Genomic DNA, 13038 nt, shown 5'->3' with positions numbered 1-13038 from the left:
GATCGTCCTCGGACCTGCCGGTATCGTGGGTCGCGTCATGGTCTACCTGGATCACGCCGCTACCACGCCGATGCACCCCGCCGCCGTCGAGGCGATGACGGGGGTGCTGGGCACCGTCGGCAACGCCTCCTCGCTGCACACCAGCGGCCGGGCGGCGCGGCGGCGCGTCGAGGAGTCCCGGGAGCTGATCGCCGACAGGCTGGGCGCCCGCCCGTCCGAGGTGATCTTCACCAGCGGCGGGACCGAGAGCGACAACCTGGCCGTCAAAGGCATCTACTGGGCCCGCCGCGACGCGGAACCGCGCTATCGGCGCATCATCACCAGCGAGGTGGAGCACCACGCCGTCCTGGATTCGGTCAACTGGCTCGCCGAGCACGAAGGCGCCGAGGTGACCTGGCTGCCGACCGCCCCCGACGGCTCCGTGTCGGCGGCCGCGCTGCGCGAGGCGCTGCGCAGCCACGACGATGTCGCGCTGGTGTCGGTGATGTGGGCCAACAACGAGGTCGGCACCGTGCTGCCCGCCGCCGAACTCGCCGCCGTCGCGGCCGAATTCGGCGTTCCGATGCACAGCGACGCCGTCCAGGCGGTGGGGCAGTTGCCGGTGGACTTCGCCGCCAGCGGCCTCGCGGCGATGAGCGTGGCCGCGCACAAGTTCGGCGGGCCGCCCGGCGTGGGCGCTTTGCTGGTTCGCCGCGACGTGACGTGTGTGCCTCTGGCGCACGGTGGCGGGCAGGAACGCGACATTCGCTCCGGCACCGCCGACGTCGCCGGCGCCGTCGGCATGGCGGCCGCGGCCCGGATCGCGGTGGACGGGATCGAGGCGAACAGCGTACGGCTGCGGGCCCTGCGGGATCGCCTGATCGACGGGGTGCTGGCCGGCATCGAGGACGTCAGCCTCAACGGTGCTCACGACCCGCTACGGTTGCCGGGCAACGCGCACTTCACGTTCCGCGGCTGCGAGGGCGACGCGCTGCTGATGCTCCTGGACGCCAACGGAATCGAATGCTCGACCGGATCCGCGTGCACCGCCGGCGTCGCGCAACCGTCGCACGTGCTGCTCGCGATGGGCGCCGACCCCACCAGCGCCCGCGGTTCCCTACGGATGTCCCTGGGGCACACCAGTATTGACGCCGACGTCGACGCCGTGCTGCGGGTGTTACCGGCGGCCGTGGACCGGGCGCGCCGCGCCGCGCTGGCCGCCGCGGGGGCTCCCTAAGTGAAGGTCCTCGCCGCGATGAGCGGTGGCGTCGACTCGTCGGTCGCCGCCGCCCGCATGGTCGACGCCGGGCACGACGTGGTGGGCGTGCACCTGGCGTTGTCGACCACGCCCGGCACCCTACGCACGGGCTCGCGCGGCTGCTGCTCGAAAGAAGACGCCTCGGACGCGAGTCGCGTTGCCGACGTGCTCGGAATCCCGTTCTATGTCTGGGATTTCGCCGAGAGGTTCCAAGCGGACGTGATCGATGACTTCGTGTCGTCGTACGCGCGCGGCGAGACGCCCAACCCCTGCGTGCGATGCAATCAGCGGATCAAGTTCTCGGCGCTGTCCGCGAAAGCCATTGCGCTGGGCTTCGACACGGTGGCCACTGGCCACTACGCCAGGCTGTCCGGCGGGCGGCTGCGCCGCGCGGTCGATCCGGACAAGGACCAGTCCTACGTGCTGGCCGTGCTGACCGCCGAGCAGCTGCGCCACGCCACGTTCCCGATCGGGGACACCCCCAAGGCGCAGATTCGCGCCGAGGCCGCGCGGCGCGGCCTCGCGGTCGCCGAAAAGCCGGACAGCCACGACATCTGCTTCATCCCGTCCGGGAACACCCGGGCCTTCTTGGGCGAGCGCATCGCGGTGCGCCGCGGCACCGTGGTCGGCGACGACGGTGCGGTGCTCGCCGAACACGACGGCGTGCACGGGTTCACCATCGGCCAGCGCAAGGGCCTGGGCATCGGCGGGCCTGGGCCCGACGGGGGCCCGCGCTACGTGACGGCCATCGACGCCGACACCGCGACCGTTCGGGTGGGGCAGGCGGCCGACCTCGACGTGCGCGAATTGCGGGGGCGGGAACCGGTCTTCACGACGGGCCGATCGCCGTCGGGCCCCGTCGAGTGCGCGGTCCAGGTACGCGCGCACGGCGAAACCGCCGATGCGGTGGCGGAGTTAATCGGCGACGAGCTCATCGTGCGGTTGCGCGCGCCGCTGCGCGGCGTCGCGCGCGGCCAGACGCTGGTGCTCTACCGACCCGACCCGGACGGTGACGAGGTGCTCGGCAGCGCCACCATCGCGGCCACCGCGAGCTAGGCCGGCATGTTCGCGACGATATTCGTCATCACGATGTCGGACACCGATTGCGCGAAGCCGCAAAAGGTGACCTCCACAATCGCGACCGACCGCAGCCGATAGTCGCGGCCGCAGCCACCCGGTCGCAGGTGCAGCGACGCGGAGTCGGACTTCCAGTCGCCGACGTATTGCTGGCCGGCCGAGCCGTTCGCGCAATCCCCGACCGTGGTCACCAGCGCGCCGAACGCGCCATGCGCCGTCTCGACATCGCGGTAGGCCGCGGCGCCTTCGGAGATCAGCGCGCCGTCGGGCGGGTCTTGGAAGGTCGTCTTGTGGAACTCTTCGATATCGGGGCCGAACGTCGCCGTCTCGGCGTAGATGAATCGGCATTCGGGCGGCGTGGTGTCCGCGAGCGCTTCGATGTCCACCGGCCTGGTGCCGTCCATCGAGGGAATGATGGTCAGGTGCTCGCCGGCGCCGGTGATCGCGCGCATTCGCGACTGGTCCAGCAGGATTGTGTCGACGTTGACGCCCTGCACCGCCCTGCGGGGAGCGCCGGATTCGGCCACCGCCGCGCCGTCGACCATCCGGGTGCACGCCGCAGCCAGCACCGTGGCCCCGCACAACAGCAGCGGCCGTGCCAATCCCGCCATCCGTGACACGTTTCGCACCCTTCTTGCGTCGAACCTACCCGTGCAACCGCAGGCAGGCACCCCTGGCGACCGGCGGTTGAGGTGACGTCGAATACGGTTGGCCCGGTGAGCGTTTTCGCGAAGGCCAGCGGCATCGGGTCGTGGCCCGGCATCAAGCCTCGCGAGGCCGCCGAGGTCGTCGTCGGGGAGTTGGCCGACGCGCTGGCCCACATCGTCGAGTTGCCCGCCCGGGGGGTCGGCGCCGACCTTCTCGGTCGGGCCGGCGCGCTGCTGATCGATGTGGCCATCGACGTCGTGCCCCGCGGCTATCGCCTTGCCGCTCGGCCCGGCGCGGTCACCCGTCGCGCCGTCAGTCTGCTCGACGAGGACATGGACGCGTTGGAAGAGGCCTGGGAGGTGGCCGGCCTGCGCGGTGGAGATCGCGTGGTCAAGGTGCAGGCCGCCGGGCCGATCACGCTGGCCGCCGAACTCGAGCTGGCCAACGGCCACCGGGCGATCACCGATTCCGGCGCCGTGCGGGATCTGGCGGCGTCGCTGGGCGAAGGCGTCGCCGCCCACCGCGCGGCGCTGGCCCGCCGGCTCGAGACGCCGGTGGTGGTGCAGTTCGACGAGCCGTCGCTGCCGAAGGCGTTGGGCGGACAGCTGACCGGGGTGACGGCCCTGAGCCCGGTGGCGCCGCTGGACGAGGCGGTGGCCGTCGCCCTGCTCGACACCTGCGCCGCCGCGGTGGGCGACGAGGTGCTGCTGCACGGTTGCGCCCCGGGCTTTCCATGGAAGGTGTTGCAGGACAGCGCTTTCAGCGCGGTCTCGGTGGACGCGAGCACGCTGGGCGCCAGCGATCTCGACGGTATCGCCGCGTTCGTCGAATCGGGTCGCGCGGTCATGTTCGGGGTGGTCGCCGCCACCGCCCCGCCGCGGCGGCCGTCGACCGAAGAGGTGGCCGCCGCACTGGTCGCGGTGACCGATCGGCTGGGCTTCGGACGCTCGGCGCTGCGCGATCGGATCGGCGTCACCCCGGCGTGTGGTTTGGCCGGCGCGACCCCCGAGTGGGCGCGCCTGGCGATCGAGCTCGCGCGCGGGGCGGCCGAGGCTTTCGCGGAGGACCCCGACGCCATTTGATAGGCAACCAAAAGGTTGCTCTTTTTCGGTAGGCGTGATTGGCTCATAGGCAACCAGGAGGTTGCGCATGAGCATTGAGAAGCGCGTCTTGTTGCACGCGCCGCTGGAGCGGGTGTGGCGGGCCATCAGCGACGCCGAAGAGTTCGGCCGCTGGTTCGGCGTCCGCTTCGACGGGCCGTTCGTCCCCGGGGCTTCGGTCGCCGCGGTGATCAGTCCGACCACGGTCGACGACGAGGTCGCCAAGCGCCAGGAGCCGCACGCCGGGGTGACGAGCACCTGGCACATCGTCGCGGTTGAGCCGCCACGGCGGTTCGCCTATCGCTGGCATCCCTTTGCCGTCGACCCGGACGCCGACTACGACCGAGAGCCGACGACCCTGGTCGAGTTCACCTTGTCGGAGGAGCCGGACGGCGTCCTGCTCACCATCACCGAGTCCGGATTCGAGGACATTCCAGAGGCGCGCCGCCCCTCCTCGTTCGAGGCCAACGCCGAGGGCTGGGCGATCCAGACGGACCTGGTGCGCCGGTATCTGGAAGAAGCGCACGAATGAGCGGGCGCGTCACCGTGGCCGCGCCGCTCTTCGACGCACTCGGTGACCCGAACCGGCTGCGTATCATCGTGCGGCTATGCGATCTGGGCCCGAGCTCGACATCGCAGCTCACCTCCGTGATTCCGGTGACCCGGCAGGCCGCCAGCAAGCACCTGCAGCTGCTCGAGTCGGCGGGACTCGTGACCAGCAGCAGGCGGGGTCGTGAGCGAGTCTGGACGGTGCGGACAGCCCCCTTGGCCGAGGCCAGTGATTACCTCACCGCCTTGTCGCGCCGGTGGGATGCGGCGGTGGACCGGCTGCGGGCATACGTGGAGGACTGAGTCGTGGTGTCGGCGTCCTCCGATAGCCTGCGAGGGTGAGCTCAGCAGACGCTGATCCGGTGCCGCCCGAGGTCCGGCGGCAGTGGCAGGAACTGGCCGACGAAGTCCGCCAACACCAGTTCCGCTACTACATCAAGGACGCCCCGATCGTCTCCGACGCCGAGTTCGACAAGATGTTCAACGACCTTGTCGCGCTTGAGGACCGACACCCGGAGCTGCGGGTCCCGGATTCCCCGACGCAGCTGGTCGGCGGGGCCGGGTTCGCCACCGATTTCACCGAGGCCGAACATCTCGAGCGGATGCTGAGCCTCGATGACGTGTTCGACCGCGACGAGCTGGTCGCCTGGAGCAATCGCGTCGAGAACGAGATCGGCCGCGAGCCCTATTACCTGTGTGAACTCAAGATCGACGGGGTGGCGTTGTCGCTGGTGTACCGCGACGGCCGGCTGGAACGGGCTGCCACCCGCGGTGACGGCCGGGTGGGCGAGGACGTGACGCTCAACGCCCGCACCATCGACGACGTTCCCGAGCGGCTCACCGCCAATGCCGATGTGCCGATTCCGGCCGTGCTCGAGGTGCGCGGCGAGGTCTTCTTCATGCTCGCCGATTTCGAGGCGCTCAACGCCAGCCTGGTCGAGGACGGCAAGGCGCCGTTCGCCAATCCGCGAAACAGCGCGGCCGGTTCGCTGCGCCAGAAGAACCCCGCAGTCACTGCCCGGCGCAAGCTGCGAATGATCTGCCACGGCATCGGCCGCACCGACGGGTTCGCACCCAAGACCCTGCACGAGGCCTACACGGTGCTGAAAGCCTGGGGACTGCCGGTGGCCGAAGAAACCGCACGCGTTCGCGGCCTGGCCGCCGTGGAGGACCGGATCGGGTATTGGGGTGAGCACCGCTACGACATCGACCACGAAATCGACGGCGTGGTAGTCAAAGTCGACGACTTCGCGTTGCAACGCCGGCTGGGGACGACGTCGAGGGCGCCGCGGTGGGCGGTCGCCTACAAGTACCCACCCCAGGAAGCGCAGACCAAGCTGCTCGACATCCGCGTGAACGTCGGGCGCACCGGCCGGGTCACGCCGTTCGCCTTCATGACGCCGGTGAAGGTCGCCGGGTCGACCGTCGGCTTGGCCACGTTGCACAACGCCGCAGAGGTCAAGCGCAAGGGGGTGCTGATCGGGGACACGGTGATGATCCGCAAGGCCGGCGACGTCATCCCGGAGGTGCTCGGTCCCGTCGTGGACCTCCGGGACGGCTCCGAACGCGAATTCGTCATGCCGACAACATGTCCCGAATGCGGCACCACGCTGGCCCCCGCCAAGGAAGGCGATGCCGACATCCGGTGCCCCAACGCGCGGTCCTGCCCCGCGCAGCTGCGTGAGCGCGTCTTCCACGTCGCCGGTCGGGGAGCGCTCGACATCGAGGGGCTGGGCTACGAGGCGGCCATCGCGCTGCTCAAGGCCGGGGTGATCGCCGATGAGGGCGACCTGTTCACCCTCACCGAGGACGACCTGTTGCACACCGAGCTCTTTCGCACCAAGGCCGGGACGTTGTCCGCCAACGGCAGGCGCCTGCTCGACAACCTGGACAGGGCCAAGACGGTGGCGCTGTGGCGGGTATTGGTGGCGCTGTCGATCCGGCACGTCGGCCCGACGGCGGCGCGCGCACTGGCCACCGAGTTCGGCAGCCTGGACGCGATCATGTCGGCGTCGACCGAGCAGTTGGCCGCGGTCGAGGGGGTCGGGCCGACGATCGCCGCCGCGCTCACCGAATGGTTCGCCGTCGACTGGCATCGCGCGATCGTCGACAAGTGGCGGGCCGCGGGGGTGCGGATGGCCGACGAGCGCGACGAGAGCGTGGCCCGCACGCTGGACGGGCTCACGATCGTCGTCACCGGTTCGCTGACCGGTTTTTCGCGCGACGACGCCAAGGAGGCGATCATCGCCCGCGGCGGAAAGGCCGCGGGTTCGGTGTCGAAGAAGACCGACTACGTCGTCGCCGGCGACGCGCCGGGTTCCAAGTACGACAAGGCGGTGGAACTCGGCGTGCCGGTGCTCGACGAGGACGGGTTCCGCAAACTGTTGGCCGAGGGTCCGCCGGAAGCTCCGGCGGGCTAGGCCGATGAGCGGTCGCTACGGCGATTCCACCCGCAGCCTCAAAGCCGCGAGCCCGGCTGCGATTTCGGGTCAGCCGGTGGCGCCGCAGGCGGTGCTCGCCGCCGCCTACCACCTGTCCAGCGACGAGACCGGTGCGGCGGACACCTATGGCCGCAGCTCCAATCCCACGTGGCGGCAACTGGAATCGGCGCTCGCCGAGCTGGAGGGCGCGACCGGTGCGCTGGTGTTCGGATCGGGCATGGCCGCCATCGGCGCCGTGCTCCGGGCGCTCGCCACGCCGGGATCGGTCGTGGTGGTGCCCGCCGACGGCTACTACCAAGTCCGTCGCTGGGCCCGGGAAGACCTGACGCCCGCTGGGGTCACCGTCATCGAGGCGTCAAGCTCGCGGATCTACGACGCCGCCGCGGGCGCCGACGTGGTGCTGACCGAAACGCCCACGAACCCGGCGCTGGATGTCGTCGATCTGCACCGGTTGGCCACCATCTGCCGCGGCCGCGGCGCGCGGTTGATCGTGGACAACACCGCCGCCACGCCCCTGGGCCAGCAGCCGCTGTCACTGGGCGCCGACGCGGTGGTGGCCAGTGCCACCAAGGCCCTGTCCGGTCACAGTGACCTGCTGGCCGGTTACGTCGCCACCGACGACCCCGAGTTGCTCGCCGCCGTGGAGCGCCGGCGACTGATCGCCGGCGCGATCCTGGGCGGGTTCGAGGCATGGCTGCTGATGCGCAGCCTGGCCAGCGCCGGATTGCGTTTCGAGCGGCAATGCCAGAACGCCCGGGCCGTGGCGACGATGTTGGCCCGCCACCCGGCGGCCCGGGCCGTGCGTTACCCGGGGTTGGCGCAGGACCCGTCCCATCGCGTGGCCATGGCGCAGATGCGCCGGTTCGGTTCTTTGGTCTCGGTCGAATTGGCCGACGCCGCCGCGGTGCACGCCCTCGTCGAGCGCAGCGAGTTGCTCGTCGCGGCCACCAGTTTCGGCGGCCTGCACACGTCGGTGGATCGCCGGGCCCGCTGGGGTGATGCGGTCGGTGACGGGTTCGCGCGCATCTCGTTGGGCATCGAAGACACCGACGATCTGGTCGCCGACATCGAACGCGCGCTGGCCACGCCGAGATAACGGCCTCGCCCGAAATTGGTACGCGCGGCGCAAGCGGCTCTATCGTGGGCGCTATGACCCAGACGGCGGACCAGTTCACGCAGGAATCACCATGGTCGCCCCGGGAGGGCGAGATATTGGCGGTCACGCTGCGGCTGCTGCAGGAGCACGGCTACGACCAGCTGACGGTCGACGCGGTCGCCGCCGCCGCCCACGCGAGCAAGGCCACGGTGTATCGGCGCTGGCCTTCCAAGGCCGAATTGGTGTTGGCCGCCTTCACCGAGGGCGTCCGCGAGGTCGCCGTCGCGCCCAACACCGGTACCCTGCGTGGCGACCTCCTGAGCCTGGGGGAGACGTGTGGGCAGCACGGCATCGAACACGCGAGCACCATCCGCGCGGTGATGGTCGAGGTCTCGCGGCACCCGGCGCTCAACGACGCACTCCAGGAGCAATTCCTCAAGCAGCGCAAGGCGTTAATCCAGCATGTGCTGCACCAGGCCGTCGACCGCGGTGAGATCAGCGAGGACGTCATCACCGACGAGCTCTGGGATCTATTGCCCGGATATCTCATCTTCCGGTCCATCATTCCTGGCCGACCGCCCACCCGTCGCACCGTCCAAGCCCTCGTGGACGGGTTTCTCATCCCCGGCTTGACCAGAACCACCAGGTAACGCAACTTCACCCGCCGAGACGGAATGTGTACGCGCGCGTCTCTTGTACAGTACGGTCCAGTACCGTACTGTCATACCTGTCGATCACGCCCGACGCCGACAGCCGCACTCGCTCTCGAGGGCGGTCGTGTCGCCTGACGATCGAAAGGTGAAGGGGTGAAAGGGATTTCGTTGATATCCCTCGTCAGACGGGGGTGGATGGTGCTGGTCGCGGTGCTGGTGGTCGCGCTTGCGGGATTCGCCATCTACCGCCTGCACGGAATCTTCGGTTCGGAAAGCGGCGCCTCGGCCAACAGCGGCCTGGCCAACGAAATCGTCCCGTTCAACCCCAAACGGGTGGTGCTCGAGGTCTTCGGCACACCGGGCGCAACCGCGACCATCAACTACCTTGATGTCAACGCCCAACCGCAGCAAGTGAAGGACGCCCCGCTGCCGTGGTCGTTCACGATCACCACGACCGAGCCCGCGGTCCTGGGCAATGTGGTCGCGCAGGGCAACGGCGACAGCCTCGGCTGTCGCATCACCGTCAACGGGGAAGTGAAAGACCAACGCACCGTTGACAAAGTCGACGCCTACACCTTCTGCCTGGACAAATCCGGATGAGCGGCCACGAGCAGCCGCAGGCGCGCGTCCCGCGCACCATCCGCCGACTCGCGTTGCCCATCCTGTTGTTCTGGGTGGCGCTGGCCGCGATCACCAACATCGCGGTGCCGCAGCTGGAAGAGGTTGGCAAGACCCACAATGTGGCACTGAATTCGCCCGACGCCCCTTCGCTCAAGGCCATCAAGCGTATCGGTGAGAAGTTCGGCGAGTTCGACACCGACAGCTCGGCCATGATCGTGCTGGAGGGTGACAAGCCGCTCGGCGCGGACGCGCACCGTTTCTACGACGAGATGATCCACAGGCTCGAGCAGGACAAGAAGCACGTCGAGCACGTCCAGGACTACTGGGGCGACACCCTGACCGCGGCGGGATCGCAAAGCAGCGACGGCAAAGCCGCGTACGTTCAGGTGAACCTCGCCGGTAATCAGGGTTCGGCGCTGGCCAACGAGGGCGTCGGGGCGCTGCGCGACATCGTCGATCGCGTCAAGCCGCCGCCCGGCGTCAAGGTCTATGTGACCGGCGCGGCGCCACTGATCTCCGACCAGTTCGACGTCGGCAGCAAGGGAACCGCGAAGGTCACCACGATCACGATCGGCGTGATCGCCCTGATGCTGTTCTTCGTGTACCGCTCGGTGCTCACCACACTGCTGGTACTCGTCACGGTTCTGATCGAAATGTCGGCCGCCCGGGGCCTTGTCGCGTTCCTCGGCAACGCCGGGGTCATCGGCTTGTCGACGTACGCGACGAATCTGTTGACACTTCTGGTGATCGCGGCGGGGACCGACTACGCGATATTTTTCGTGGGCCGCTATCAGGAAGCGCGCGGTACCGGGGAAGACCGCGAAAAGGCTTTCTACACCATGTATCACGGCACGACGCATATCGTGCTGGGTTCGGGGCTGACGGTGGCGGGCGCGGTGGCCTGTCTGAGCTTCACCCGGCTGCCCTACTTCCAGAGTCTTGGCATTCCGGCCGCGCTGGGCATCCTCGTCGCGCTGTTCGCGGCCCTCACCTTGGGGCCTGCGATCCTCACCCTGGGCGCCAGGGTGGGCATCTTCGAGCCCAAGCGGGCGGTCAGAACCCGCGGCTGGCGGCGCATCGGAACCGCCATCGTCCGCTGGCCCGGAGCCGTTCTCGCCGCGGCCTGCGCGCTGGCCCTGGTGGGCCTGATCGCGTTGCCTGGCTACAAGACCAGTTACGACACCCGCCCCTACATGCCGGCCAGTGCACCGGCCAATGTCGGCTACACCGCCGCCGAGAAGCATTTCTCGCGGGCCCGGCTCGAGCCCGAATTGCTCATGGTCGAAACCGATCACGACATGCGCAACCCGGAAAGCATGCTCATCCTGGACAAGGTGGCCAAGGCGGTATTTCACGTTCCCGGCGTCGCGCAGGTGCAGACCATCACCCGGCCCCTGGGCACCCCACTGGTCCACAGCTCGCTGGCGTTCGTGGTCAGCAATTCCAGTGCGGCGCAGCAGGAAAACCTGACCTACCAACAGGATCGGGCCAACGATGCGCTCAAACAGGCCAACGAGCTGGACAAGACCATCAACATCCTCAAGCAGCAATACGTATTGCAGCAGCAGCTCGCCGGCACCACCCACGACGAAACCCAGAGTTTCCACGACACGCTCGGCACGATCCAGGACCTGCGCGACAAGATCGCGTATTTCGACGATTTCTTCCGCCCGGTTCGCAGCTACTTCTACTGGGAGAGGCACTGCTACGACATTCCGATCTGCTTCGCGTTCAGATCGCTCTTCGACGCGCTCGACGGAATCGATCAGCTCACCGAGAAGTTCGAGACCCTGACGGCATCACTCGATAAGCTCGACGCGCTGCAGCCGAAACTGGTGGCGCTGATACCGCCGCAGATCCAGAGTCAACAGACCAATCGCGATCTGACTTTGGCCAATTACGCCACCTTGTCCGGCATCTACGCGCAGACCGCGGCCGCGATCGACAACGCGACGGCGCTGGGGCGCGCCTTCGACGCGGCCAAGAACGACGACACCTTTTACCTGCCGCCAGAGGTGTTCAACAACCCCGATTTCAAGCGCGGGCTCAAACTGTTCCTCTCGCCCGACGGCAAGGCCGCCCGGATGATCGTCACGCACGAGGGCGATCCCGCGACCCCCCAAGGCATTTCGCACATCGACCCGATGGCCAAAGCTGCCCACGAGGCCCTGAAGGGCACGCCGATGGCGGACGCGGGAATCTATCTCGGTGGGACCGCCGCGACCTACAAGGACATCCAGGACGGCGCCAAGTACGACCTGATGATCGTCGCGTTCGCCGCGCTGAGCCTGATCCTGCTGATCATGATGATCATCACGCGCAGCCTGATCGCCGCGCTGGTCATCGTGGGCACCGTCGCCCTGTCGCTGGGCGCCTCGTTCGGGCTCTCGGTCCTGGTCTGGCAGTACATCCTGGGCATTCAGCTGTACTGGGTGGTGCTCGCGCTGGCCGTGATCCTGCTTCTCGCAGTGGGATCCGACTACAACCTGCTGTTGATCTCCCGGTTCAAGGAAGAGATTCATGCCGGCTTGAACACCGGCATCATTCGCGCGATGGCGGGTTCCGGATCGGTGGTCACCTCGGCCGGCATCGTCTTCGCCGTGACCATGTGCGCGTTCGTCTTCAGCGGTTTCCAGGTTCTCGGTCAGATCGGGACGACGATCGGGCTCGGTTTGCTGTTCGACACGTTGATCGTGCGGTCGTTCATGACGCCTTCTGTCGCAAGGATTCTGGGCCGCTGGTTCTGGTGGCCGCAGCGGGTGCGCCCGCGTCCGGCCAGCACCATGCTGCGGCCCTACGGTCCGCGGCCGGCGGTTCGGCAGCTGTTGCTGTGGGAAGACGACGACCATGCGGTGCTGTCGGGATCGAACTCGCAGGCGGTGTCGTCCGGCCCGGCGCCGGCGAGGCGCTAGCGCAGCATGGTGGCCACGATCCCGGCCAGGTAGCCCAGGCGAGCCACCTCCGACGGCCGGAATTCCGGGCCCGGGCGGCCCAGCACCACCGCGGTGTGCGGATCGCCCAGCGGGGCTGCGACCATCGTGGTGTCCATGTCGCGCCAGGCCTGCGGGACCCAGTCGCCCGCGCTGTCCAGCGTCACGGCCCGGTCGATGGGCAGCCACGGGGCCGAATCGGCCCGCGTCTCCGGCGCACCCGGGCTGGACGCCAGCCGCTCCAGCTCGTCGCCCGGACTGCGCAGCACGGTGCACCAGCTGACCCGCAGCACCCGGGGCGCCTCGTTGGCCAGGACCTGCAGCCGGGACGCGTTGTCGCCGGCCGCGGCGACGTGGTCGAGCAGCTCCAGCTCGCGATGGGCTTCCAGCAGCCCGGTGTGCGGGCGCACGCTGTCCACCCGGACACCGTGGAGTGATTCCGCCGCGGTGATCAGCGTGTCCGGCATCGCCCCGGGCGGCAGTTCGATCACCAGATCGTCGATCGCATAGCCCGAGCTGCGCTCGACCACGTCGAGCGACAAGATGTCGGCGCCCACCGAACCGAGCGCGACCGCCAACGAGCCCAGACTGCCCGGGCGGTCCAGCAGCTCGATGCGCAACAGATACGACGGCACGGCCAACACTGTTACACAGCGATGCGTGCACTGCATTTCTGCGGATAACCG

General features: G+C 68.7%; 12 protein-coding genes. 10 read left to right on the top strand and 2 right to left on the bottom strand.

Annotation, left to right across the window (positions count from 1 at the left end):
- Positions 1-37 precede the first annotated feature (37 nt).
- Positions 38-1216: a cysteine desulfurase family protein gene (locus BRW65_RS04760; RefSeq protein WP_073871878.1), complete on the top strand. Its 1179-nt coding sequence runs from the start codon at positions 38-40 to the stop codon at positions 1214-1216.
- Positions 1217-2293, top strand: coding sequence for a tRNA 2-thiouridine(34) synthase MnmA (mnmA, locus tag BRW65_RS04755; protein WP_073871876.1), 1077 nt, complete (start codon positions 1217-1219; stop codon positions 2291-2293). It abuts the gene before it with no gap.
- On the opposite strand, the gene BRW65_RS04750 is transcribed toward mnmA, so the two are convergent.
- A complete protein-coding gene (locus tag BRW65_RS04750; protein ID WP_073871874.1) occupies positions 2290-2925 on the bottom strand; it encodes a sensor domain-containing protein in 636 nt (211 codons plus the stop codon). The two genes, mnmA and BRW65_RS04750, sit on opposite strands and share 4 nt — an antisense overlap.
- Positions 2926-3030: 105 nt before the next feature.
- On the opposite strand from BRW65_RS04750, the gene BRW65_RS04745 reads away from it, so the two are divergent.
- From BRW65_RS04745 to BRW65_RS04710, 8 genes are all read left to right on the top strand, one after another.
- Positions 3031-4044, top strand: coding sequence for a methionine synthase (locus BRW65_RS04745; RefSeq protein ID WP_073871873.1), 1014 nt, complete (start codon positions 3031-3033; stop codon positions 4042-4044).
- Between the two features lie 67 nt (positions 4045-4111).
- Positions 4112-4594 (top strand): SRPBCC family protein, encoded by a 483-nt coding sequence (locus tag BRW65_RS04740; RefSeq protein WP_073871870.1) that lies wholly within the window; start codon positions 4112-4114, stop codon positions 4592-4594.
- Complete coding sequence (locus BRW65_RS04735; RefSeq protein ID WP_073871868.1) at positions 4591-4914, top strand: ArsR/SmtB family transcription factor; 324 nt, start codon at positions 4591-4593, stop codon at positions 4912-4914. The genes BRW65_RS04740 and BRW65_RS04735 overlap by 4 nt, the downstream gene beginning before the upstream one ends.
- A gap of 35 nt (positions 4915-4949) precedes the next feature.
- Positions 4950-7031, top strand: a complete 2082-nt coding sequence (gene ligA, locus BRW65_RS04730) for an NAD-dependent DNA ligase LigA (RefSeq protein WP_073871866.1) — start codon at positions 4950-4952, stop codon at positions 7029-7031.
- Between the two features lie 4 nt (positions 7032-7035).
- Complete coding sequence (locus tag BRW65_RS04725; RefSeq protein ID WP_073871864.1) at positions 7036-8148, top strand: cystathionine gamma-lyase; 1113 nt, start codon at positions 7036-7038, stop codon at positions 8146-8148.
- A gap of 41 nt (positions 8149-8189) precedes the next feature.
- Positions 8190-8798, top strand: a complete 609-nt coding sequence (locus tag BRW65_RS04720; protein ID WP_139272881.1) for a TetR/AcrR family transcriptional regulator — start codon at positions 8190-8192, stop codon at positions 8796-8798.
- Positions 8799-8954: 156 nt separating this feature from the next.
- On the top strand, positions 8955-9401 hold the full coding sequence (locus tag BRW65_RS04715; RefSeq protein ID WP_208611754.1) for an MmpS family transport accessory protein: 447 nt from the start codon (positions 8955-8957) through the stop codon (positions 9399-9401).
- On the top strand, positions 9398-12334 hold the full coding sequence (locus tag BRW65_RS04710; protein ID WP_073871858.1) for an RND family transporter: 2937 nt from the start codon (positions 9398-9400) through the stop codon (positions 12332-12334). Before BRW65_RS04715 ends, BRW65_RS04710 begins: the two co-directional genes overlap by 4 nt.
- Here the strand turns inward: BRW65_RS04710 and BRW65_RS04705 are convergent.
- Positions 12331-12987 carry an amino acid-binding protein gene (locus BRW65_RS04705; RefSeq protein ID WP_139272880.1) on the bottom strand — a complete coding sequence of 219 codons (657 nt, stop codon included), beginning with the start codon at positions 12985-12987 and terminating at the stop codon, positions 12331-12333. The genes BRW65_RS04710 and BRW65_RS04705 overlap by 4 nt on opposite strands.
- Positions 12988-13038: the final 51 nt, after the last annotated feature.

It is taken from the genome of Mycobacterium paraffinicum, assembly GCF_001907675.1.
GTDB lineage: Bacteria > Actinomycetota > Actinomycetes > Mycobacteriales > Mycobacteriaceae > Mycobacterium > Mycobacterium paraffinicum_A.
The sequence above is the reverse complement of the archived record's forward strand: the minus strand, read 5'-3'. Positions and strand labels throughout refer to the sequence as shown.